General features: G+C 49.5%; 19 protein-coding genes and 1 riboswitch. Of the genes, 14 read left to right on the top strand and 5 right to left on the bottom strand.

Annotated elements, in window-relative coordinates:
* Window positions 1–26 precede the first annotated feature (26 nt).
* The 8 genes from rlmN to CX664_RS08120 all read left to right on the top strand — a co-directional run bounded on the left by rlmN (window position 27) and on the right by CX664_RS08120 (window position 8355).
* Window positions 27–1190, top strand: a complete 1164-nt coding sequence (gene rlmN, locus CX664_RS08155; RefSeq protein WP_101746257.1) for a dual-specificity RNA methyltransferase RlmN — start codon at window positions 27–29, stop codon at window positions 1188–1190.
* Window positions 1191–1288: 98 nt separating this feature from the next.
* Window positions 1289–2050: a type IV pilus biogenesis/stability protein PilW gene (gene pilW, locus CX664_RS08150; protein ID WP_101746256.1), complete on the top strand. Its 762-nt coding sequence runs from the start codon at window positions 1289–1291 to the stop codon at window positions 2048–2050.
* On the top strand, window positions 2043–3005 hold the full coding sequence (locus CX664_RS08145) for a RodZ domain-containing protein (protein ID WP_101746255.1): 963 nt from the start codon (window positions 2043–2045) through the stop codon (window positions 3003–3005). Before pilW ends, CX664_RS08145 begins: the two co-directional genes overlap by 8 nt.
* 201 nt (window positions 3006–3206) lie before the next feature.
* On the top strand, window positions 3207–4484 hold the full coding sequence (hisS, locus tag CX664_RS08140; RefSeq protein WP_180966427.1) for a histidine--tRNA ligase: 1278 nt from the start codon (window positions 3207–3209) through the stop codon (window positions 4482–4484).
* Between the two features lie 77 nt (window positions 4485–4561).
* Window positions 4562–5263, top strand: a complete 702-nt coding sequence (locus CX664_RS08135) for a YfgM family protein (RefSeq protein WP_101746253.1) — start codon at window positions 4562–4564, stop codon at window positions 5261–5263.
* A gap of 4 nt (window positions 5264–5267) precedes the next feature.
* Window positions 5268–6434, top strand: coding sequence for an outer membrane protein assembly factor BamB (bamB, locus tag CX664_RS08130; protein ID WP_101746252.1), 1167 nt, complete (start codon window positions 5268–5270; stop codon window positions 6432–6434).
* Between the two features lie 152 nt (window positions 6435–6586).
* The gene (gene der / locus CX664_RS08125; protein ID WP_101746251.1) at window positions 6587–8011 is read left to right on the top strand and encodes a ribosome biogenesis GTPase Der; all 1425 of its coding nucleotides are present in this window, start codon (window positions 6587–6589) and stop codon (window positions 8009–8011) included.
* Between the two features lie 20 nt (window positions 8012–8031).
* Entirely contained in the window at window positions 8032–8355 is a 324-nt protein-coding gene (locus CX664_RS08120; protein WP_101746250.1) for a cupin domain-containing protein, read from the top strand.
* Here the strand turns inward: CX664_RS08120 and xseA are convergent.
* Complete coding sequence (gene xseA, locus CX664_RS08115) at window positions 8345–9706, bottom strand: exodeoxyribonuclease VII large subunit (protein ID WP_101746249.1); 1362 nt, start codon at window positions 9704–9706, stop codon at window positions 8345–8347. The two genes, CX664_RS08120 and xseA, sit on opposite strands and share 11 nt — an antisense overlap.
* A gap of 131 nt (window positions 9707–9837) precedes the next feature.
* Between xseA and guaB the strand changes: the two genes are divergently transcribed.
* From guaB to CX664_RS08090, 5 genes are all read left to right on the top strand, one after another.
* Entirely contained in the window at window positions 9838–11307 is a 1470-nt protein-coding gene (gene guaB, locus CX664_RS08110; protein ID WP_101746248.1) for an IMP dehydrogenase, read from the top strand.
* Between the two features lie 130 nt (window positions 11308–11437).
* Window positions 11438–13015 (top strand): glutamine-hydrolyzing GMP synthase, encoded by a 1578-nt coding sequence (guaA, locus tag CX664_RS08105; RefSeq protein ID WP_101746247.1) that lies wholly within the window; start codon window positions 11438–11440, stop codon window positions 13013–13015.
* Window positions 13016–13159: 144 nt separating this feature from the next.
* Window positions 13160–13330: riboswitch (Lysine riboswitch) on the top strand.
* A 139-nt stretch (window positions 13331–13469) separates the two neighbouring features.
* Entirely contained in the window at window positions 13470–15062 is a 1593-nt protein-coding gene (locus CX664_RS08100) for a Na+/H+ antiporter NhaC family protein (protein WP_101746246.1), read from the top strand.
* A 72-nt stretch (window positions 15063–15134) separates the two neighbouring features.
* Entirely contained in the window at window positions 15135–15557 is a 423-nt protein-coding gene (locus CX664_RS08095) for a CesT family type III secretion system chaperone (RefSeq protein WP_180966426.1), read from the top strand.
* Window positions 15558–15613: 56 nt separating this feature from the next.
* Complete coding sequence (locus CX664_RS08090; RefSeq protein WP_101746244.1) at window positions 15614–19018, top strand: glycosyltransferase; 3405 nt, start codon at window positions 15614–15616, stop codon at window positions 19016–19018.
* A 1-nt stretch (window position 19019) separates the two neighbouring features.
* Here CX664_RS08090 and CX664_RS08085 read toward each other — a convergent pair whose 3' ends face one another.
* Genes CX664_RS08085 through sctD form a run of 4 tightly spaced genes read right to left on the bottom strand, consistent with a single transcriptional unit; the run spans window position 19020 to window position 21382 of the window.
* Window positions 19020–19394, bottom strand: coding sequence for a tetratricopeptide repeat protein (locus CX664_RS08085; RefSeq protein ID WP_101746243.1), 375 nt, complete (start codon window positions 19392–19394; stop codon window positions 19020–19022).
* Window positions 19395–19423: 29 nt separating this feature from the next.
* Window positions 19424–19693, bottom strand: coding sequence for an EscF/YscF/HrpA family type III secretion system needle major subunit (locus CX664_RS08080; protein ID WP_101746242.1), 270 nt, complete (start codon window positions 19691–19693; stop codon window positions 19424–19426).
* 14 nt (window positions 19694–19707) lie between these two features.
* Complete coding sequence (locus CX664_RS08075) at window positions 19708–19968, bottom strand: hypothetical protein (protein WP_101746241.1); 261 nt, start codon at window positions 19966–19968, stop codon at window positions 19708–19710.
* The gene (sctD, locus tag CX664_RS08070) at window positions 19946–21382 is read right to left on the bottom strand and encodes a type III secretion system inner membrane ring subunit SctD (RefSeq protein WP_101746240.1); all 1437 of its coding nucleotides are present in this window, start codon (window positions 21380–21382) and stop codon (window positions 19946–19948) included. Before sctD ends, CX664_RS08075 begins: the two co-directional genes overlap by 23 nt.
* A 306-nt stretch (window positions 21383–21688) precedes the next feature.
* Between sctD and CX664_RS08065 the strand changes: the two genes are divergently transcribed.
* Window positions 21689–23371: an AMP-binding protein gene (locus CX664_RS08065; RefSeq protein WP_101746239.1), complete on the top strand. Its 1683-nt coding sequence runs from the start codon at window positions 21689–21691 to the stop codon at window positions 23369–23371.
* Window positions 23372–23443 lie beyond the last annotated feature (72 nt).

Raw genomic sequence — 23443 nt, 5'->3', positions numbered from 1 at the left:
TCTGATGGCTTTGAGGTATTAATAAGATGTCAGAATTGATCGAGCCATCTATCGATCAGGCCAGTGAACTGGCTGGCGAGCTGCCCACTCCGGCAGCCAAAGTCAATTTGCTGGGGCTTTCACGAAAAAAAATGGAAGCCTTCTTTCTTACTATTGGTGAGAAAAAATTCCGTGCTGAGCAGGTTTTGAAGTGGATTCATCATCATCGGGTTGATAATTTCGATGAGATGACCAATATCAGTAAATCCCTTCGTGAGCGGCTTAAGGCCAATGCTGAAATTCGCGGTCCAGAGGTGGTCAGCAGCCATTTTTCTGAGGATGGGACCTGTAAGTGGGTTGTGCGGGTGGCCAGTGGCAGCTGTGTTGAATCGGTATTTATTCCTGAAAATGGACGCGGAACGCTGTGCGTCTCCTCCCAGGCAGGCTGTTCCCTGGATTGCAGTTTCTGTTCTACGGGCAAGCAGGGTTTTAACTCTGACCTGACGGTGGCGGAAATCATTGGCCAGGTATGGGTTGCAGCCCGTCATTTCGGCAACGTACCGGCCAGGATGGATCGGTCCATTACCAATGTGGTCATGATGGGTATGGGCGAGCCATTAATGAACTTCGATAATGTCGTTGATGCCATGGACCTGATGATGGATGATCTTGGCTATGGGCTTTCCAAACGTCGGGTGACGTTAAGTACATCCGGTGTTGTGCCTGCGCTGAGAAGGTTAAGTGAGGTGTCTAATGTCTCCCTGGCAGTGTCACTGCATGCGCCAAATAATCAGCTGAGAAACCAGCTGGTGCCGATCAACCGGAAGTATCCGCTGGATCAGCTGCTGGATGCCATCCATCATTACATGAACAGTTTGACGGACAGTAAGCGGGTCGTTACGATCGAGTATACGTTGCTTGCCGGTGTGAATGATCAACCTGAACAGGCGCAGCAGCTGATTGCTTTGCTGAAAGATCTGCCCTGTAAGATAAACCTTATTCCGTTCAATCCATTTCCTCATTCAGGGTATGAAAGACCCAGCAATAATGCAGTGAGACGGTTCCAGGAAAGTTTGCAGCTGGCTGGTTTTAATGTCACCGTAAGAAAGACAAGAGGTGATGATATTGACGCTGCCTGCGGTCAGTTAGTGGGCAATGTAATGGATAAGACCCGGCGCAGTGAGCGCTACATAGCAGCCAGACAGGTATAAGCTGTCCGGGATGCATCTGTTATCCGACAGGCTCCCGGAGGTTGCTACTCTCAACGGCGTCCCGGATATATTTATAAATTGCAAATGTGGGGATCAGCATGGGAGTCAAATTGAGGCCCATTGCACTACTGTTTTCTGTATCTCTGGCACTGACAGGCTGTTTCACCACGGACAGTCGGCCTGTTAATGAGAACAGGGCAGTGGTGGACTATATGAATCTGGCCAGGGGTTATCTTCAGGAAGGTTACTCGGAAAAAGCGGTAAGGCCGCTGGAAAGAGCGCTTGAGATCGAGCCCTATTCGGCCAGTGTCCATGGTATGCTGGGTATGGCTTATCAGCGTCAGGGGGAGGATCAGCTTGCCGAGCAGGCGTTCAACAAGGCGCTGGCCATTGACCCTGATGCCGCGGACATACGCAATAACTTTGGTGCTTTCCTGTTCTCCAGAAACCGGCTTCAGGACGCTTATCGTCAGTTTCAACTGGCTTCCGGGGATGTTGCATATTCCCAGCGCAGCCGAACCTTTGAAAACCTCGGGATTGTTGCTTTGCGGATGGGTCGGTCTTCCCTGGCGGTTGATCACTTTACCCGGGCTCTTCGTCTGAACAGTAACTTGCCAAGGGCTAATCTGGAGCTTGCCGCTATCTACAAAGAGCAAGGCAATCTCTACACAGGGTGGCAGCACTACCAGGCCTTTGCCGGGTCGGCTGAGCAGAGTCCTCGCAGCTTGCTACTGGGTATTGAGCTGGCAAGGGCAAACCGGGCTCAGGATAAAGCGGCAGGTTATGCTTTGAAGCTGGAAAGGTTGTATCCCGGCTCTGTGGAGCTGAAGCATTATCGGAGTCGATTGGGTCATGAGTGAACAGGATACTCAGCAGGAAGAAGCTATTCAGACGTTTGCTCCCGGTGCTGTGCTTGCCCGGGCCCGTGACAGTCAGGGGCTATCTATCCTTGAAGTGGCTGAAAGCCTGAAGATTACCGAAAGTTATGTTAAGGCCATTGAGGAGAGTACGTTTGATGTGCTGCCGCAGGCGGCATTTGTCCGTGGTTATATTCGTAATTATGCGAAACTGGTGGGGCTTAATGGCGAAGATCTGGTTAAGGACTTTGACCATTTTATGGGTGTCGATGGGCTGGAATCTCCGCGTTTACAGGGTTCAAAAAAGTTGAAGCCGCTGCGAGCTCACAGTGCACCTTCTCCGGTATATGCGCTTGCGCTTTTGCTGCTTGTGTCGCTGGGAGGGTTTGGTTATTACCTTTGGAATAGCTTGCTGGGTATCGAACCAGTGGTCGAGGTGGCCATTATTGAAGACGTATCTGAGGATGTGTCTGAGCCTCTGGTGACTGATGCCAGTGTTGTCTCTGTCCCCTCTGTTGCGGAAATTAGTGAGAGCGTGGAGGAAGAGGCTGTTCCAGCTGATGACACCACAATTCTAAAAGAAGACCCAAGCCTGGAAGATGAACCTGTTCTGGAAGAGGTTGTGCCAGAGGTTCTTCCAATTGCCATGGCCGGTTCTGAGGTTGTTGGTACGACGGATGAGCCCAATTCACCGGTTGTTGATCTGATTCAGCCTCTTGTTATTAATTTCTCTGAAGATTGCTGGGTTGAAATCAAGGATGCCACCGGCGAAGTGCTGATTTCAACCGTGCAGAGAGCCGGGTCTTCCATTAATCTTGATGTTTTTCCCCCAGTGAATTTGCGGTTCGGTAATACCCCTGGTGTGGACAGTATCCTGCTGGATGGCGAGCCGGTAGCCAAACCCAGCTCGAATACCCGGGTGGCCAGTGTCTTGTTAACAGGCAATGGTCAGGGGTAAACCAATAGTCCTTTAAACTATGTCCTTTCAGTGAAGAAGCTCCCGACAGCGATGGGCATTCTTTAATGGAAGGGCTGTGGGATTGTCACACAAAGGCGTTAACGGTTATAGTTGCTTACTTTTTATTGCGAACCGCCAAATTGCCTGTTCCTGACGAACCGGGTGAAGTTATGTGGTGTTTTTGGTAGAGGACATTTGAACTTGGGCAAGCAGCTTCAAGCCATCCGTGGGATGAATGATATTCTTCCCGAACAGACCCCTGTCTGGCAGTACCTTGAGCAGCAGGTACGCTCTGTCCTGAGCACTTATGGTTATCAGGAGATCCGGGTTCCGATTGTGGAAAGCTCTGCTCTGTTCAGTCGGGGCATTGGCTCTGGTACGGATATTGTTGAAAAAGAGATGTACACCTTTGAAGATCGCAATGGTGACAAGCTTTCCCTTCGTCCTGAGGCCACTGCCGGGGTTGTTCGTGCAGGTATTCAGCAGGGCCTGTTTTACAACCAGATTCAGCGGTTGTGGACTTCTGGCCCGATGTTCCGCTATGAGCGTCCGCAAAAAGGCCGTTATCGCCAGTTTCACCAGATCAGTGTTGAAGCATATGGCATGACAGGTCCGGATATTGATGCGGAAATGATCATGATGACGGCACGGTTCTGGCAGAAGCTTGGTCTGTCAAAGCATGTCACGCTGGAGCTGAATACTCTGGGTACTTTAGAAGCCCGTATCCGTTATCGTGAAGCTCTGGTGACTTATCTCAGGGATTATGAGTCAGAGCTGGATGACGACAGCCGTCGTCGCCTGACTATCAACCCGCTGAGAATTCTCGATAGTAAAGATCAAAACACACAGAAAATTGTTGCCGGTGCCCCCGAGCTGTTTGACTATCTGGATGAAGAGTCACGGGAACACTTTGCACAGTTAAAGCAGATTCTGGATGAGGCGGGTGTTGCTTATCGCGTGAATCCAAGACTGGTGCGTGGCCTTGATTATTATGGCAGAACCGTTTTTGAATGGGTGACAGAAAGCCTGGGTGCCCAGGGTACTGTGTGTGCTGGCGGTCGTTATGATGCGCTGGTTGAGATGTTGGGTGGCAAGCCGACACCTGCCGTGGGCTTTGCCATGGGTATTGAGCGTCTGGTGTTGATGCTGGAAACGCTTCAGTTACTGCCGGAATCCGTTTCTAATCGGGTGGATGTAGCGGTGGTTGCTGTCGGTGAGGGTGTTGGCCACCGAGCGCTTCCGTTAGTGGAAAGACTGCGTGATGGGTTGCCGGAACTGAAGATTCTGATGAATTGCGGTGGTGGCAGCTTTAAAGCACAAATGAAACGTGCAGATCGCAGCGGTGCTGCCTATGCTCTCATTCTCGGCGAAGATGAGCTGGGTGCGGGGATGGTTACTGTGAAATCCCTGAGGACGGATGAAGCCCAGCAGCAGCTGCTAATCGCCGATGTGGCCGGACATTTGCAAAAAGTACTTTAGAATACTGCTGTTCAGTAAACCGCTCGTTGATGCGATCGTACTGTTAACGGTTTCAGGAAAGAAGTCAGGAGTAAAGGGTGAGTTACCAATCTGATGAAGAGCAGGTCCAACTGCTCAAGAATCTATGGAAAGACTATGGTCAGCCGGTCGTGCTGGGTGTTGCCATGACACTGGCAGTGGTTTCCGGTTATCAGTACTGGCAGAAGACGCAGCGGCAGGAAATTGCTGAAGCTTCATCGCTTTATCAGAACTTGCTGGATACTATTTCCAATGGATCCTCTCTGGAGCAGCAGGCCCAGTTTTCAACGCCGCTGACTGAAGAGCAAAAAGCAACGGTAAGCCACGTTGTATCTTCATTGCAGAAGGATCATGGCAGCAGTCAGTATGCCGCGTTTGCAACGCTTTTTCTGGCTCAGCAGCAGGTGCAGGATAATCAGTTAAGTGCTGCCCGGGCTTCCCTGGAGTGGGTTCTGGCTCAGAAACCCGCAGTTGAAATTCAGACAATGGCCAGTGTCCGGCTGGCAAGGGTACTGATCAGTGAGTCTTCCGGGAATGGTCAGCAGGCGCTGGATATCCTGACCCGACTGAATGCTGGCAAGTCCTATGAGGCGACAGTTGAGTCAGCAAAAGGCGATGCTTACCTCGCCCTTGGCGATCGCAAGCAGGCCGAGACGGCTTACCGCAAAGCGGTCGATGCCGCACAGGACAACGGTCTGAACCGTCCGTTGCTGCAACTCAAGCTGGACGATCTGGCCGCAATGGCACCTCAGGAGGGATAACAAAATGGAGAGGTTATTTAAAGGCTCTTTGATTCTTCTGCTGATGCTGGGACTCTCTGCATGCAGTCTTTTTTCATCGGATGAAGAGGAGGTGAGAACGGCCAAACCTCTCCAGACGATTGCTGAGGAAAAGGTCAGGCTGGTTGAAGTGTGGTCCAGAGGTGTTGGCAAAGGGGTTGGCAAGCGATTCGAAAGCCTGAAGCCCGCGTTGGATGGCGATAAAGTCTTTGTTTCTGGCGCAGAAGGTACGGTTTTTGCCCTTGAGCGTGATACCGGAAAGGAAGTCTGGAAGAAAAAACTCAATACCCGTGTTGGTGGTGGCGTCAGTGCCGCAGCGGGTATGGTGTTGCTGGGGACGCTGGATGGTGAAGTGATTGCCCTGAGCCAGGACAATGGCGATGAACTCTGGCGAGAGCGGGTCAGTAGCGAGATTCTCAGTGCGCCGATTACTGATGGTTTCTATGTCGCTGTGCAGAGTATTGATGACCGTCTGACCGTGCTTGATGCTGAGAGCGGACAGTACCTCTGGCGTCAGGAAGCGCTGCAGCCGGCGCTGACGTTAAGAGGTTCAGCTGCGCCACTGATCTTCAGCGAAGCAGTGTTTGCCGGGTTTGCCAGCGGCGAAGCAAAAGCCTTCCGTCTGAAAAACGGTGCACCATTGTGGAGTTCCCGGGTTGCCGCCCCCAAGGGCAGTACTGAGCTGGAACGGATGGTTGATATCAAGGGGGCTCCGCTGATCCTTGGAGATTCCATTTTCTTTGTCAGCTTCCAGGGCAATGTTGCCGGGCTGGACCTTTACAGTGGCCGGGTTCGCTGGGCAAAAGAGCTTTCCAGTTATGAATCCATGACAGAAGGGTTTGGTGCTATTTACCTGACCAGTGAAGAGAGCTATGTCAGCTCCATTGACCAGAGAACCGGTGCCGCTAACTGGCGACAGGAAGATTTTGAGTTCCGTCAGCTGTCTGCGCCCGCAGCGTTCAGCAGTTACGTTGTGGTCGGTGATGGTGAGGGTTATGTGCATCTGTTGTCGCAGGTTGATGGCAGTCAGGCTGGACGTTTCAAGGCTGATTCTTCTGCAATTAAAGCCCAGCCCCTGGTGGATGGTGACTTGATCCTGGTCTTGTCTGCTGATGGTGAGCTGGTTGCTTTGAAGGAAAAAGCTTCCGGGTAGTGGAAGCTGGTTTCTGACTTTTAAGAATGTTGTCGGGCTGAATCTTTAAAAGGATTCAGCCCGTTTTCAATTTCGGTCTGATGACCGATGCGCTGGGAAAGCGTGTTCTGAATGATTTCCCCACTGCGTAATTTGTAATTTTGGTAAATCTTATGGTTCCTGTAATTGCCCTGGTGGGTCGGCCAAATGTTGGCAAGTCCACCCTTTTTAACCGTCTGACCCGCTCCCGGGATGCTTTGGTAGCCAATGTGGCCGGGTTAACCCGCGACCGGAAATACGGTGAGGGCAAGATTGGTTCGCATCCTTATATTGTCGTAGATACCGGCGGTATCTCCGGTGATGAAGAGGGGATTGACTCTGCCATGGCAGAACAGTCGCTGGCGGCCATCAATGAGGCGGATGTTGTCCTGTTTCTGGTGGATGCTAAAGCCGGGTTGACAGCTGCTGATGAAATGATTGCTTTGCACCTTCGCAAACAGGGCAAAAAGTATCACCTGGTGCTGAATAAGGTAGACAGGGTAGATGCTGAGCAGGCCGAGGCAGATTTTGCTTCCCTGGGTATCGGCGAAGCCTATCATATTGCTGCCGTACATGGTCGGGGTGTCAGCAACATGATCAATGACGTGCTGCTGGAGTGTACTGACGGTGAGGCAGAAGAGTCTGATGAACTGTCAACCAGGCCCAGAGGTATCAAGATTGGTATCGTTGGTCGCCCTAACGTGGGTAAATCTACCCTGGTTAACCGCTTGTTAGGCGAGGAACGAGTGGTTGTTTACGACCAGGCGGGAACGACCCGTGACAGTGTTTACATTCCCTATGAGCGTTTTGGTCAAGACTATACGCTGATTGATACGGCAGGTGTCCGCAGAAGAGGCAAGGTGTCCGAATCCATCGAAAAGTTTTCGGTCATCAAGACGCTGCAGGCGATTGAAGATGCCAATGTGGTGGTTCTGGTGCTGGATGCCAGGGAAGGTATTGTGGAGCAGGATCTGCACCTGCTGGGCTTTGTTCTGGACGCGGGGCGTGCTGTGGTCATTGCACTGAACAAGTGGGATGGCATGGAAGAAGAGCAGAAAACCCAGGTAAAGACAGGGCTGAAGCGTCGACTCGGGTTTATCAATTATGCTCGCATTCACATGATTTCGGCAAAACACGGCACCGGTGTTGGCAATCTGTATGACTCTATTGAAGAGGCGTATGAAGCGGCGACCAGTAAACTGTCCACCAATCGTCTGACGCGAATTCTGGAGGATGCTGTTAAGGAGCATCAGCCGCCCATGGTCAATAATCGCCGTATTAAGCTGCGTTACTGCCATGCTGGAGCCATGAATCCGCCAACGATTATTATTCATGGTAACCAGACTGACCGGGTGCCTGCGGCTTATCGACGTTATCTGGAAAATACCTTCCGTAAACTGCTGAAGATTATGGGAACGCCTATTCGAATTGAGTTCCGCTCAGGTGATAACCCTTATGCGGAAACTAAAGAGATTGATCAGAGGCAGGCTCACCGTAAGCGCAGAGTTGAAAAATCGGCACAGTTTGCCAAAGAAAAGCGTAAGACAAAACGTTCCTGACTGGTTCAGGTGAGTAGTCAATGAAAAACAATCTGTTCGAACACATACCTGACGAATTACCTGAAGAGTTGTTTGAGACTCTGCAGGAATCCGGTGGCGTGACAATAGAGCGGATTGTTTCCCGTGGTCATACGACGCCAACAGGGGAGTGGTATGACCAGTCCTGGGATGAGTGGGTGGTGTTGTTAAGCGGTTCAGCTGTGCTGGAGTTTGATGGGGAAAGAGCCCCTGTCACTCTCCATGCCGGTGATTATATTATGCTGCCTTCCGGGTGCAGGCATCGGGTTGCGTGGACTCAACCCGATGTTGATACCATCTGGTTAGCGGTTCATGTTAATTTGTGATTTTTTCCACTTTGCAGATCGCCTCGCCCTCGAAGAATCGTGTGGTCACCCGATCGCCTTCCTGGAGCTGCTGGCTGCTTCGGATAATGGCATCGCCGGCCATGGTGATGGCATAGCCTCTTGAAAGTGTCGCCAGAGGGCTCACGGCGTTCAATTCTCCAGATACTTTCTCCAGTTTTAGGTGACGTCTTTCCAGGCTGCTGGATATGAGCTGAATCAGCTTTTGCCCCATATATTCGTTACGGCTTTTCAGCAGTTCCAATTTACGTTGGGGGTTTTGTTGATTTGCCCGGTCTTTGAGCCGACTCAGGCTTGATTGAGCCCGTTCCAGTTTCAGGGTGATGGCCTGTTTTAACCGGATTTCCAGATCATCCAGCCGCTGGCTGTTGTCTCTCAGGCGATCTCCGGGGTGTCTTAACCGTTTTTGCAGGTTATCAAGCTCTCGCTGGCTTAACTGCAGCTTATGGCGTGTCAGTGTCGTGAGCTTTCTGCTGATCAGGTTAAGCTGATTTAACAGGGCCTGGCGATCCGGGCTGAGGATTTCTGCCGCTGCTGATGGGGTTGCTGCCCGGTGATCAGCCACAAAGTCGGCAATGGTAAAGTCAATTTCATGACCAACGGCACTGACTATGGGGATAGGGCAGCCTGCTATGGCCCTGGCCACCAACTCTTCATTGAATGGCCACAAATCTTCCAGTGAGCCACCGCCGCGACCAATAATCAGTACATCAAACCGGTTGGCACTTGTTGCCAATTTTAGCGCATTGACCAGTTCGTGTTTTGCCTGTTCTCCCTGAACCGAGCTGGGAATAATGGTGACCGGAATGGCAGGGAAGCGTCTTTTCAGTACGGTTAGAATATCCCGAATGGCTGCGCCGGTGGGTGAGGTGATCACCCCGATATGCTTTGGGTGAGCGGGCAGGGGTTGTTTGCGCGTGATGTCGAACAGGCCTTCAGCGGCCAGTTTCGCCTTGAGCATCTCAAAGGCTTTCTGCAGGTCACCGGTGCCGGCATTATCCATGTGTTCAACAATCAGTTGATAGTCGCCTCTTCCTTCATACAGGCTTACGCGCCCCCTGACCATCAACAGCATGCCTTCAGTCGGGACAAACTTAAGCGCTTGGTTACGGTTGCGGAACATGGCGCAGCGAATCTGTGACTGTTTGTCCTTCAGGGTGAAATACCAATGCCCGGAGCTGGGACGGGCCAGTCCGGATATTTCGCCCTCAACACGGACATTATTGAAATTCATCTCCAGCAATCGCCTGGCTTTACCATTTAACTCCGTAACAGAGAGGGCTTTTGCGGATGCCTCAGCGTTTTGCGTCGGTTTGTCTGTAAAGTGGTGCATGGATCAAGCCTGGCAGGGGGATTGTCGGTTTTTTTGGTATTCTGCCTGAATAAGTGGTTTAGCTGAAGTTGAAATATAGGGTATACTTGTCCGAATTTTTTTCCCATAAAATAAACTCTTGGTAACAGGCAATGCTGAGAATTGCACAAGATGCACTCACCTTCGATGATGTCCTCCTCCTGCCCGGCTACTCCGAAGTCCTCCCCAAAGATGTCTCCCTGAAAACCAAACTGACCCGCGGTATTGAGCTGAACATTCCGCTGATTTCTGCGGCAATGGATACCGTTACCGAAGCGTCTCTGGCTATTGCCATGGCCCAGGAAGGCGGAATCGGGATTATTCACAAGAATATGACGCCGGAGCAGCAGGCCGCTGAAGTGCGCAAGGTCAAGAAGCACGAAAGTGGTGTGGTCAAAGACCCGATTACCATTGATGCCAGTGCCACCGTCAGAGACCTTCTGGAGCTGACCTCCAGACATAATATCTCCGGTGTTCCCGTGCTTTCTGGCAACGATCTGGTGGGTATTGTTACCAGTCGTGACGTCCGCTTTGTCTCTAATCTGGATAAAGCCGTTTCCGAGATCATGACCCGGAAAGAGCGTCTGGTGACGGTTCAGGAAGGTACTGATCCGGAGACCGTTCGCAAGCTCCTGCACAAGCATCGTATTGAGAAAGTGCTGGTGGTGGATGATCAGTTCAATCTCACCGGTATGATGACCGTTAAGGATATTAAAAAGGCCCAGCAGTACCCGAATGCATCGAAAGACAGTCAGGGACAGTTGCGAGTCGGGGCAGCGGTAGGTACCGGGGCGGAAACGCCTGATCGTGTTGCTGCCCTGGTGGCTGCTGGCGTTGATGTCATTATCGTCGACACTGCTCATGGCCATTCCCGTGGTGTGATTGAGCGAGTGAAGTGGGTGAAGGAAAACTACCCGCAGGTTCAGGTGATCGGCGGTAATATTGCCACCGCCGAGGCAGGCAGGGCTCTGGTCGAAGCGGGCGCTGATGGTGTTAAAGTGGGTATCGGTCCGGGCTCTATCTGTACTACCCGTATTGTGACCGGTATCGGTGTGCCTCAGATCAGTGCGGTAGCCAATGTGGTTGAAGCGCTGAAAGATACCGGAGTGCCTGTTATTGCTGATGGCGGTATCCGTTTTTCCGGTGATATGGCAAAAGCGATTGTTGCCGGTGCCAGTACCGTCATGCTGGGCAGTATGCTGGCGGGTACTGAAGAAGCGCCGGGTGAAGTGGAGCTTTACCAGGGGCGTAGCTACAAGGCTTATCGTGGCATGGGTTCTCTGGGGGCAATGTCTCAGGCTTCCGGTTCCAGTGACCGTTATTTCCAGAGTGCCGAAGCGGGTGCCGAAAAGCTGGTTCCGGAAGGTATTGAAGGGCGTGTACCTTACAAGGGGCCTCTCCATGCCATTATCCATCAGATGGTGGGTGGCTTGCGTGCCGCGATGGGGTATACCGGTTCTGCTGATATGGAAACCATGCGCACCCGGCCACAGTTTGTTCGCGTGACCAATGCCGGTATGGCCGAATCCCATGTTCACGATGTAACGATTACCAAGGAAGCGCCTAACTACCGAGTTGGTTAAGACTGCTTCACAGCGTTGTTCATGTTGACACCTGCAGCCGGGCAGAAATGAGATAGCTTCTGACCGGCTGTTTACTTTCAGTAAGGGTAAGCCTCCCGGCCCTGCTGATCACAGGACTTAGAGATTAATCATGTCCCAGGATATCCATTCAGACCGCATTCTGATTCTTGATTTTGGCTCCCAGTACACTCAGCTTATCGCCCGAAGAGTGCGTGAGATCGGCGTTTATTGTGAACTTCATCCCTATGATATGGATGATGCCGCTATCCGGGAGTTCAACCCGAAAGCGATCATTTTGTCCGGCGGCCCTGAATCCGTTACTGGTGATAACTCTCCAAAAGCCGCAGATATTGTTTTTGAACTCGGTGTGCCTGTGCTGGGTATCTGCTATGGCATGCAGACCATGGCAGAGCAGATGGGTGGCAAGGTCAGTACCTCTGATCTGCGTGAGTTTGGCTATGCTCAGGTTCAGCTGGAAGAGAAAGTGCGCCTTTTTGATGGCATTGAAGACCATGTTTGTAAAGGTGGTCGTCTGGCTCTGGATGTCTGGATGAGCCATGGCGATAAAGTGACCGCCATACCTGAAGGCTTTGTGGTTGCTGCCTCCACCGGCTCCTGCCCGATTGCGGCCATGGCTTGTGAGGAAAAGCAGTATTACGGCGTCCAGTTCCACCCGGAAGTGACACATACCACCCAGGGATTACGAATTCTTGAGCGTTTTGTGGTTGATATTGCCGGGTGTCAGAAACTGTGGACGCCAGGCAAGATCATCGACGACGCTATTGCCCGTATTCGTGAGCAGGTGGGCGAACAGAAGGTGTTACTGGGGCTGTCCGGTGGTGTTGATTCCAGTGTCGTAGCGGCGCTGCTGCACAAGGCTATAGGTGATCAGCTGGTCTGCGTTTTTGTTGATAATGGTCTGCTCCGCCTCCATGAAGGCGATCAGGTGATGGCCATGTTTGCAGAAAATATGGGGGTTCGGGTTATTCGTGCGGACTCTGAAGCGCTGTTCCTGGGTCGTCTGAACGGTGTGCAGGACCCTGAAGACAAGCGCAAGATTATTGGCAATACCTTTATCGAAGTGTTTGATGAACATGCCAGTGCCCTGGACAACATCACTTTTCTGGCCCAGGGCACCATCTATCCCGATGTTATTGAGTCTGCTGGTTCAACAACCGGTAAGGCCCATGTCATCAAGTCCCATCATAATGTGGGCGGGCTGCCGGAAGAGATGAAGATGGAGTTGGTTGAGCCGTTGCGTGAGCTGTTCAAGGATGAGGTTCGAACCATAGGTCTGGAACTGGGTCTGCCTTATGACATGGTATACCGTCACCCATTCCCGGGGCCGGGCCTCGGTGTTCGTATCCTGGGCGAGGTCAAAAAGGAATATGCGGATATTCTCCGCCAGGCGGATGCTATTTTCATTGAAGAACTGCGTAAGGCCGACTGGTATCAAAAGACCAGCCAGGCTTTTGCTGTTTTCCTGCCGGTGAAATCCGTTGGCGTGGTGGGTGATGGTCGCCGCTATGAGTATGTGATTGCCCTGCGAGCGGTGGAAACCATAGACTTTATGACCGCTCGCTGGGCTCACCTGCCCTATGATCTGCTGGAAAAAGTCTCTAATCGGATCATCAATGAAATTGAGCATGTTTCCAGGGTGACCTATGATGTATCCAGTAAGCCACCGGCTACGATTGAGTGGGAGTGATACAGATATTATAAAATGTAATATCTGATTCCTTTACTTATACTTGCTTTGGGTATTTATATCGGGAGCAATGGTGCATAATGCGCCCATTCAGGGGTGATGTAGCGAGTATCCTCTTGCTACATTCCTGCCTGTGATCCTCTTTCCCTAGTTAGAGGCGCGCTGTTTATCAGTAAATCGGAATAGGGTGACGTCCGTAGTCCGATTGAAAGGAAATGGCGCCGAAGTGAGCCTGGTGGTCAACCTGCCTCACTGGTAGTGCATCGAACAGGTGTACTACTGTCACAGTTTTTACTGTGGAGAGCTAACGGGTACCAGAGAGCGCTGATGAGGTTTTCTTTATTCGCGCTTCCTCCATGTACGCTTGCCTCCTGATCTAATTACAACTGGTTCACTCATCCTGATAAGCACTGGAATAATGGGCATGGGTGATCAATAAACGAGATCAGTTTTTATGGAATTAACCAGTTTCAGTGATTCGTCGTTATCATTATTGGCCCCAGCCATTGCAATTATTCTGGCAGTCATAACCCGGAAAGTATTATGGTCTCTGGGCGCTGGTATAGTCACCGGTGCGTTACTGCTGACCGGCTTGAATCCGCTTATCACCATTCACCGTATTTTTGATGGGTTTGTTGGTGTGTTTTGGGATGAAGGCCTTAATTTCAGCAATCTCTATATTCTGTTGTTTTTGCTGGTTCTGGGTGTGATCACCAGCCTGATCACTATTTCTGGTGGAGCCAGGGCCTTTGGTGAGTGGGCTCGTGAGCGTGTCAAGACGCGTCAGGGATCGCAGGTACTGACGGTCTTTCTCGGTGTTATCATTTTTATTGATGATTATTTCAACAGCCTTGCCGTGGGGAGTATCAGTAAGCCTCTCACTGACCGGCACAAAGTCTCAAGAGCCAAGCTCGCTTATTTGATTGATTCGACCGCTGCCCCAATCTGCGTAATTATGCCAATTTCAAGCTGGGGTGCTTATATCATTGCTCTGGTGGGTACTATTATGGCGACCCACGGTGTTGGTGGCGATAGCCCGGTCTTTTCATTCCTGGCCATGGTTCCAATGAACCTTTATGCAATTTTTGCGCTGGCGCTGGTTTTCTTTACCGCAGCCATGGATCTTAATGTTGGCCCCATGGCCAGACACGAGAGTGCAGCGCTTGCTGGCAATCTGTTTGATGCCAATAAGGGTAACCCTCCGGGCGCTCCAGCTCTGGAAGAAGATGAAAATGGCCGAGTGGCGGATCTGGTGTCACCGATTCTGGTGTTGGTGCTGGCAACGATGGCTGCCATGATCTGGACGGGGTATACCGCTCTTGCTAGTGATGATCAGGCATTTTCCATTCTGGGTGCCTTTGAGAATACCGATGTTACGTTATCACTGATCAGTGGCGGTATGATTGGTCTTCTGTTTGCGATAGCCCGGTTGCTGGGTCGAAATATTTCCGGAAACACCTGGAAGAAGGCGATCGCTGAGGGCAGCAGGTCAATGTTGCCAGCTATCTATATTCTTGTGTTTGCCTGGGTTCTGACCGGAATAATTGGCCAGCTGGAGACCGGTAAGTATCTGGCTAGTCTGGTTAGTGGGAATATTTCCCCCAGCTTTCTGCCCATGATGCTTTTTATTGTCTCTGGTGTGATGGCTTTTGCTACCGGAACCAGTTGGGGTACCTTTGGTATTATGTTGCCCATTGCCGGAGATATGGCGGCTGCAGCGGACATAGCCATGATGCTGCCCATGTTGGCCTCTGTGCTGGCAGGTGCTGTGTTTGGTGATCACTGCTCCCCGATTTCTGATACCACAATCCTTTCGTCCACCGGGGCATCCTGTCACCACATGGATCACGTCAATACTCAGCTTCCTTACGCGCTTGGCATAGCGGCTGTAGCCATGTTCGGGTATCTGGTAATGGGGATTACTCACTCGATTTCCTTAGGCTTTGTTGCATCACTTGTGGCGTTTACAGGTCTTATTATTCTGTTCAGAAGGATTTCTTTGAAGTCCCGCTTATTGGCACCTGCTTCCGGTCATCTGGCCAAGTAATTAAGCTGCACTATGCTTAAGGAGAGGCAGGGATGCCTTTTTGAACTTATTTAAATCAAGAGCATGGATGCTATGAGCTTTGAACAATTGATGAATTCATACGCTGCTCGTCAGCAGATAGATGAGCTGGAGTATGAAAACGACAGATATTCTCTGTTGGTTAATGGTCGGATAGAGGTTGCCTGTTTTCAGGCCAATGGTCGCTTTTATGCTTATAGCATCATTGCCAGGCTGCCCGGGGATAATAGTAAGCGTGAAGAATTGTTGATCAGGCTGCTGGGAAAAAACCTGGCTCTGGTTGCCCATGAGCGTGTTTCATTGTGTATCGACCCTGATGTCGATGCTCTGGCTCTATATGCTTCTGCTCCGATAAAGAGCCTGAATGTTGATGGTATTGAAGAGGTCATTGCAGCATTGGCCAATAATCATGCACTTTTTGTCAATTGGGTTGAGCAAAGTGCCCCCCCTGGCCCTGCCATGATGTTCATGTCCTAATAGAAGCTGCTGTCAGTTCGATATATAAGGTATGTCAATGATTAGAGTTGTTCGATATGCCTTTGAAAAAGCAGCAATCCACTGGTTCCTCAATATTTGGTTGCCTGGTTGCCAGTACTGAAGCTGCCTATTTCAATGGACTCCGGCGTGCCAATGACGGATTTCTGAAAGCCATCATCCGTTACAGTCGATTCAAAGAGATACATATATTTTCCCCTCAGTCGTTATTGCCGGAGTTGAGAACCGGCTGGGAATCTTTTCTTCAGCATTATGGCAGTGATAAAGCCATCCATTTCTTACCGGCTCATCAGTTAAACCGGTATTTTTCCAGGGTCAGGTACCAGGTTTTTCATCAGGGGGATCCCTGGGTTGGTCATCTCGCAGCGCTTCGTGATGCGTACTGTGTGGAACCATTTCCTATTACGGGTCGGGCTCATACGTTGAGTACCGACTCAAATATGTCAAATACCCGTGATCTTCTGTTGTCACCGCTAAAAAGCTGTGACGCAATTTTATGCAGCAGCGAAGCGCAGAAAAAAGTGATGATGCGTCTGTTGTCTGCTGCAAGTTCCAGTATTTCAGATCATATTGGTGTGGCTATACCTTACAAGGGGAGTGTTGCGAAGCTGCCCCTGGGGATAGATCCTGATGAGCGTTATGCAGGAAGTAAAGAGGAAGCCAGAGGGGTATTGGGTGTTGCTCAGGAATCTTTTGTCATTTTAACCCTTGGCCGGATTGCTCCTTCAAACAAGATGGACCTCCATCCGGTATTGCTGGTAATGAATGATCTGGTGGAGGGTTATGGGCACCGAAATATCAAATGGATTATTGCGGGTGCAGGAGATGCTGGCAATCCAGCTGTGCAGTCCTTGTTAAAACAAGCTTATGATTTAAACCTTGAAGGCAGTGTCCGCTTTGAGCTGGAAATTGCAGATGACCGTAAACATCAATGGCTGTCAGCCTGTGATCTGGTTCTGACGCTTTCGGATAATATTCAGGAAAGTTTTGGCATCGTACCTCTGGAAGCAATGGTTAATGGCAGGGCTGTTGTTTTATCCGACTGGAATGGCTATTCAGAATTGGTTGAGGATGGGGTCAGTGGCTGTTTGATTGAAACCGTATCGACAGATCTGGATGATCTCGCCCGTCCGCTTGGTTCATTATTGACGGACCATGCCCATTTGCTGCAAGCCCAGGGGACAGCGGTTAATTTAAGCCAATGTTCAGAGAAAATTCATCAGCTGATTCAGGAGCCTGAACTTCTGTCTGGCATGGGAGAGCGGGGAAGGCAGAGGGTATTTGAGAATTATCGATGGGAAGCCATTGTTGATGAGTATCATCAGTTGGTGAGTGACCTGAATAAAGACGCTGATCAGATTTCCCGATTAAATAAAAGGCCAGTGGGGCTTCCTTATCATCAGATATTTGAGCATTACCCAGCCAGTCAGTTGGCAGATGACCAGTTCCTTACGACAACGGATCGAGGTGTTAGATTGCTGCTGAGATCCGAGCAGTTTGTTCACTATACCGAAATGGACTCATTGTTAAAAACGGACCTGATTGACCAAGTGGCCCGTCTTTGTCTATCCGGTTGCCATGTGACGGACTTGAAGGCGAAGTTTTCTCAGGAACCGGCACTTCTGTTGAATATTATGTGGATGTGTAAATATCAACTGCTGGCCCTGACCGATAAACCGTCAACAAAGCAGGCTAACCATCAAACAAGATGGTGGCCTGAAGAGCAAAGGCTCCCGGCTGAGGTGATGCTGCATCTGGATTGTGTCGAGCCTCATCGGTTCAGGCTTCTGGAGCCTTTGCTCTGCTGGCTGGATGTGCAGCTGGCGTTTTACCATAACCAGTCAGAATGCCCTGAATTTCGAGCGAGCCTGCTCAAGCCCTTTGCTGCAAAGCTGGATGGCCAGCTGTTGCAGGCAATTGGCTGGGTTGCTGAGATGAAAGGGACTGTGCAATATACCGATGTGTTGGACTCTGTCGTTGAGCAGGGCGGGCTGGTATTCCTGAGTGCTGAATTTCCTTTGTGGTATCGTTTGAACCGCTTATGGATTATCCGTGTACTGAAAGACTTTAAACAATTATTTGCCCGGTTTTACAGAGATCTTGGGGGTGTCAATCAGCTGTTTTCTGATCGCTGGCAACAGCCAGCGCAGAGTATTGCCCGTCTTGATTTTCCGTTAAGTACGTCGTCTTCTTGCATGATTGCCATTATCGTTTGCGATAATGGCGAGAAGCTGGTTTATAAAAACAGGGATCTGGCTGTCGAACGGCAGATTATCGGGCATACTGCTGATAACAGTAATATCGCCGGTAAGCTTAACCAGTGGCTGGGTGGGCAGCCTGGACTGGCAACCATAAGAATATTGTCTGGATCTTTTCAAGGCGCTTACGGCTATTGTGAGTTTGTTGATAGGGATCTCAATGAGGCGCTGGATGATCAGCAGATAAACGATTATTACCAACGCCTGGGAGTTATTGCTGGTTTATCGATCCTGTTGGGAATGGGAGATGTTCATAATCGGAATGTCGTATCCAGAAATGGCATACCTCATCTTGTGGATGTTAAAGCTGCTTTCTGTCCGGGTGTTATAAAAGCGTTCGAGTCTGAGTTGAACGATCCCCAGAGAGCCTTCTGTGGCACGGATAACAGCTTTATGCTCACGTCTCTCTGGAGCGTTGTTGAACAGTTCCACTTTAATGGTTATCGGGATTGCCTCTTCCAGTTGGTTAATGGCGAATTGATTGGGATGCCGCCGGTGAAAGAGAGTCTGGTGACCAATAATTGGGTTCGGACCGGTGCGAGTGACACGTTATCTAACATCAAGCCTTTCCTTTGCAGTCAATATGCCAATGCTTTTGAAAAAGGCCTGGATGCTACGTTCAGGGTTGTTGTGGATCATCACGATGACTGGTGTGCGCTTCTGGAGCGTTGTAAAGGGATGACTGTTTGTCACTTACCGCGTTTAGATCAGGAGTTCTATTGGCAACAGAAAGTGAATCTATGGACATTTCATGGCTTTCAGGCATTCTCAGGAAAGCGTCTCAAGGGGTATTTTGACAGGGTGGTAAGTCGATTATGTCAGGGGGCAGAAGAGATTCAACGCTGGGGTGAACCTGAGTGGTTTGAACCTGCAATAGCGCTGTCAGATGAGTTGGTGAAGAATTTGCTTTCTGGCTCAATTACTGAGTTCAGGCGTGAAGTTGGAGGCAAGGGGGTATTCAGTGAGTCTGGTTCCGGGCTATCTGAAAGGGTAGTTTCTGACCATTATTTTTCAGTTGATACGTTAAGCAAGTCTGTCCGTCTGGTGCAGACTATGGCTGAGAACCCTCAGCAACTGGAGCAATTTCTAATCTTTCTTACGGCGGTGGTCAAGCAGTGGATGATTGAGAAAGCGGTGCCGGGGAAAAACTTCCCGGAAGCTTTGCGAGCTAAGCTTCCGGAATAAGCTATTGGCCGTGGATGTTGGCTAGAAGTTCTCTGGCCATTTCAGCGGGTTCTGCCTCTTTTGAAGACAGCAGTGGTTTAAGGTAGTCTTCACTTTCTTTATTACGTCCCTCAAACATCAAAGCTAATCCCAGAAAAGCCTTGATAGTAGGGTCTTCAGGGTGCTTTGCCAGACCTTCCTTGTGCAGCAGGTCAATAGCTTCCTGATGACGTTTTCGATTCATAAACTCAAGGGCAAAGCCAATGGTGCTAAGTGGGCTGTCAGGCCTGGCAGCTTCAATACCGTTGAAAATGCCAAAAGCATGTTTTGGCAGTCCGGTTCCGCTGGCCATAAAGCCAATATCCGCCAGAGTTTTTAAAAGCTTGTCATCAATCATTGCTGACTATCTCCATCCATAAAATTAGTTTAGAGCTTCTGAATAATACTCTGTATCGTATCCTTGATGGATTTGACGATACTTGAACGAAGACCTTCAACAATCATGTACTTGTTGAACTCTACCTGGAACTCAACCATATCCTTGGTACTGTTAGGATCCATATTGGCGACACGGGTTTTCAGTGCTGTGTCGAGCGCTTCTGCCTGGCTTCCGAATGTTTCAGATACTTTGTCAAAGCTGAAACCGGCGCTTCCTGGCTGATTGTAATTCGGGTTGTAGGTATCCTGATATGCCATGGCTGAGTTCCCTCTCAGGCTTTTGATTGACCGTGATGCTGTTTCCAGCTCTTATCAACGACCTCCATAGCCGCAACTACTGCGGTGAGCAGGCTGTCGATTTTTGAAAAATCTTCCGGAGCTGCGCCTTTATCTTTTAATCCTTTCAGGCGAGTCGCTTCAGAGAGTAAATGGTTAAGGATCTGATCCCGGTAAGAGCCGTCCTTATCTTGAATCAACTGTTCTTCAGTTGTTGAGAGAAGAATATTCTCTTCATTTTTCGGTTTGTCCGTCACGGTTCCCTCCAAGACGGTATTTGATTCTGTCAGTTCCGTTAGCTAATAAAAGATACTCAAGGTTGATATCTTCAATTATATACCCATTAGAAAGTTTTGCTCCTATGAGGTACTTGGAACCATCTATCAGTATCACGTAAGGCACTTTGCCCATACTGATACCGCGTATATTTAACGATAAAGGTGATTGACTGTCCGTTATTGTACCTCCTGCATACTTGGTAGCTAATTCAATGGATGGTTTGTTGGCGTATTTTTTCTGAAACTTGGCTACTACCGTTTGCAGGTCATAAACTTGTCCTTCATCCAGCAGGTGCCCTTTCAGGATCACCGTTTGATCCCGGGTGACGACATGAATTCTTGGTATCAACCCTTTTTCCCGCAGCATGGATTTGAGGGTATTGACCCGACTAATCTGGTTCTCAACCTGATCAACAACTGACGTAAGCCCATAAATCTCCTGTTTGAGCATGCTGATAATATTATCAAGCTCATCAGAAGTTGAAACATATCCGGTTATCACCAGAGATCCGGGCGTGTTATCCAGCTCCAGCTCAAGTTTGTCATAACCACGGTCTCTGAGAAGCAGTTCAGCGTTATCACGCATTTCATTCATAACAATGATCTGCAAATTAAAAGGAATGCCCTGCTTTCTGAGAAATTTTTGCAGTTCAAGTCTGTCCTGCAGCGTTGGTGTATAACCCGACACGAGTAATGATTTGTCGGGCAGCTGTTTGAACTTTACCTCTTTAAGTCCAAGCTGGTCTCTGGCTTTTGCTGAGATTTCGAGCACTCCCGGGATGCTTGTTACTTTTTGTACTTCGGTATCCGTGTTGGAGATCATCAGACTCACGCCGGCTATCACAATCAGCAGTATGACTGGAATGGCGGCAAGCCATCTTTTATCAATACTTGCTATAAAGGATGTATCATCAAAATCGTCCTCATCTTCTTCGTCATCCTCTTCATCCACATCTGGCAGTGGCTGCTGAAAGTCAGATCCAGATAGATCAAGCTCATCTGCGTCCGGAGATGGCAGCTCTTCCTCGCTGACAGTCAGTTCCTGTGTTGGGGGAGGTGCTATGTTCGGCAGTGCCAGAGATGGCCACTCTGTATCAGCGGGGCCGATAGCTATAAACAGGCTGCTTGAGGTAACAATATCAAAGTGGCGGTACTGAATACTCGAACCTGCGGGCTCGCCATTTACATATAAAGGGGTATCCGCTGTGCTTGATTGGATTTTGATCTGGCCATCATTGGAAATCTCAATAATGAGCTCGATATCATTCAGGTTGTCGTCGGTTAATACCAGGTCACAACCATCATCTTTACCCAGGGAGTACCTGCCCGGCTCGATGGGGATCTCGGCACCAATATGGTTGCCGGAGAGTATTTTCAGGTAAAATTCAGTCATCAATGACCTCCTGCCATGGTAAAGCAGAAAATGATCTGACTGGGCTCGTAGACGGTTTTATGGTCAACATCCTGTTGATTCTGTCCGTAGTTAGTACTGGTGTCTTTACGTGCTCTGACTATCTGCGTAAATTGTGTCTTAAAAAATAGATTAAGGTAAAAAAAACGTCATTGCCAGAGATTACATGATAATTATTCGGCAAATTCGTCACTAATTAGATGCCTATCGATAAAATGTTGGGTAAAATTTCCTGAAAAGGTTAAATAGCCCTGATAACAATAACCATAAAATAAGAGGCGCAGTGTTATGGATGCATCATTCTGGAATGGTAAAAGGCCTGCTGGGGTTGGTGATTCTGTTAACCCTGATGAGTATTCCAGTGCTTTATCTGTGATCAATGCTTTTTTACATGAGAATGGCTCGCTCCCCGCATTTACGGGCATTGGACATACACTGACTTATGCTGAGATTGATCTTTACAGTCAGCGGTTTGCAGCATACATCCAAAGAAATACTGATCTGCAACCGGGGGATCGAATTGCTATTCAGATGCCCAATCTTCTACAGTACCCGATTGTCGTTTATGGCGCGTTGCGAGCAGGATTGGTTATCGTAAATACCAACCCGCTTTATACTGCCCGGGAAATGCTGCACCAGTTCAAGGACTCGGGAGCAAAGGCGTTAGTATTTTTTGAAAACTTTGGTGATCTCGTTGAAGAGGTGGTTAGTCAGACAGATATCAAGCATCTTTTTGTGACCCGGCTTGCTGATATGGTTCCGGCTCCGAAACGGCAGGTGGTTAATTTCCTGGTCAAATATGTTAAGAAGATGGTGCCACGGTATTCCTTGCCCCAGGCAGTTCCGCTGCTTGACACCTTCAAAGCTGCAAAAGCCTCTGACTATCAACCGATTCCGGAGGGTAAGCTCTCTGATCCGCTGGTACTTCAATACACTGGTGGTACTACCGGGGTGGCCAAAGGTGCCATTCTGACTAACAGGAATTTGATAGCAAATATGCTTCAGTCCAAAGAGATGCTGTCTCAAGTGGATGAACAGGGGCAGAAAATCTTAAAAACAGGGCACGAAACGCTTATCGCACCTTTACCGCTTTATCACATATATGCCTTCACAGTGCATTTAATGTGTATGCCGTTTATGGGGAATCACAGTATTCTGATAGCTAACCCGAGAGATACAGATACATTTATCAAGTCGATTAAGCCGTGGCGTTTTACAGCTTTTATTGGCTTGAATACCTTATTTGCCAGCTTGCTGAATCATCCCAAATTTAAAGAATGTGATTTATCAGGCTTAAAGGTGACTTTATCCGGAGGGACAGCGCTGCAGGAGGCAACGGCTCAAAGGTGGCATAAAGAGACCGGGTGTATTATTTCTGAAGCTTATGGGTTAACAGAGTGTTCTCCCGCCGTTTGTATGAATCCGGCCGGTGATTTGTCACAGCCAGGTACTGCGGGCCTGCCAATACCTTCCACAGAGCTGAAAACCATAGACGATAATGGTGGTGAGACTGCGATAGGTGAGCCTGGTGAGCTTTGTGTCAGGGGGCTGCAGGTTATGTCCGGATACTGGCAGCGAGCTGAAGCAACAGCCGAAGTACTCAGTACGGATGGTTGGCTGAAAACCGGTGATGTCGCTGTGATCCAGGAAGATGGGTTTGTCAGAATTGTTGACCGCATCAAGGATATGATTCTGGTTTCCGGTTTTAATGTCTATCCGAATGAAATTGAGGATGTTGTTTCCGGTCATCCGAAGGTGGCAAACTGTGCGGCCATTGGGGTTCCCGACGAAAACTCCGGGGAGAAGGTCAAGTTGTTTGTTATCAAGTCAGATGACAGTCTCACAGCTGACGAGTTACTAAGCTGGTGCCGTGATTATCTGACGGCCTATAAAGTGCCCAAAGTGTGTGAATTTCGTGATGAATTGCCGATGACACCGGTTGGCAAGATTTTGCGCAAAGACCTCCGGTAGTCCGAGGTTGTGAGTTAACCTGTTATGGTTTGGTGGGATCCATTCGGAAGGGTGGTCTCTTTATCACAAGTC

Origin of the sequence: Endozoicomonas acroporae, from assembly GCF_002864045.1 — a bacterium.
GTDB lineage: Bacteria > Pseudomonadota > Gammaproteobacteria > Pseudomonadales > Endozoicomonadaceae > Endozoicomonas > Endozoicomonas acroporae.
The sequence above is the reverse complement of the archived record's forward strand: the minus strand, read 5'-3'. Positions and strand labels throughout refer to the sequence as shown.

What these genes read in the sequence shown, in the direction of transcription:
- rlmN (WP_101746257.1), top strand. Translation starts at nt 27, where the DNA reads ATGTCAGAATTGATCGAGCCATCTATCGATCAGGCCAGTGAACTGGCT.
- pilW (WP_101746256.1), top strand. Translation starts at nt 1,289, where the DNA reads ATGGGAGTCAAATTGAGGCCCATTGCACTACTGTTTTCTGTATCTCTG.
- CX664_RS08145 (WP_101746255.1), top strand. Translation starts at nt 2,043, where the DNA reads ATGAGTGAACAGGATACTCAGCAGGAAGAAGCTATTCAGACGTTTGCT.
- bamB (WP_101746252.1), top strand. Translation starts at nt 5,268, where the DNA reads ATGGAGAGGTTATTTAAAGGCTCTTTGATTCTTCTGCTGATGCTGGGA.
- der (WP_101746251.1), top strand. Translation starts at nt 6,587, where the DNA reads ATGGTTCCTGTAATTGCCCTGGTGGGTCGGCCAAATGTTGGCAAGTCC.
- CX664_RS08120 (WP_101746250.1), top strand. Translation starts at nt 8,032, where the DNA reads ATGAAAAACAATCTGTTCGAACACATACCTGACGAATTACCTGAAGAG.
- xseA (WP_101746249.1), bottom strand. Translation starts at nt 9,706, where the DNA reads ATGCACCACTTTACAGACAAACCGACGCAAAACGCTGAGGCATCCGCA.
- guaB (WP_101746248.1), top strand. Translation starts at nt 9,838, where the DNA reads ATGCTGAGAATTGCACAAGATGCACTCACCTTCGATGATGTCCTCCTC.
- guaA (WP_101746247.1), top strand. Translation starts at nt 11,438, where the DNA reads ATGTCCCAGGATATCCATTCAGACCGCATTCTGATTCTTGATTTTGGC.
- CX664_RS08100 (WP_101746246.1), top strand. Translation starts at nt 13,470, where the DNA reads ATGGAATTAACCAGTTTCAGTGATTCGTCGTTATCATTATTGGCCCCA.
- CX664_RS08095 (WP_180966426.1), top strand. Translation starts at nt 15,135, where the DNA reads ATGAGCTTTGAACAATTGATGAATTCATACGCTGCTCGTCAGCAGATA.
- CX664_RS08090 (WP_101746244.1), top strand. Translation starts at nt 15,614, where the DNA reads ATGCCTTTGAAAAAGCAGCAATCCACTGGTTCCTCAATATTTGGTTGC.
- CX664_RS08085 (WP_101746243.1), bottom strand. Translation starts at nt 19,394, where the DNA reads ATGATTGATGACAAGCTTTTAAAAACTCTGGCGGATATTGGCTTTATG.
- CX664_RS08080 (WP_101746242.1), bottom strand. Translation starts at nt 19,693, where the DNA reads ATGGCATATCAGGATACCTACAACCCGAATTACAATCAGCCAGGAAGC.
- sctD (WP_101746240.1), bottom strand. Translation starts at nt 21,382, where the DNA reads ATGACTGAATTTTACCTGAAAATACTCTCCGGCAACCATATTGGTGCC.
- CX664_RS08065 (WP_101746239.1), top strand. Translation starts at nt 21,689, where the DNA reads ATGGATGCATCATTCTGGAATGGTAAAAGGCCTGCTGGGGTTGGTGAT.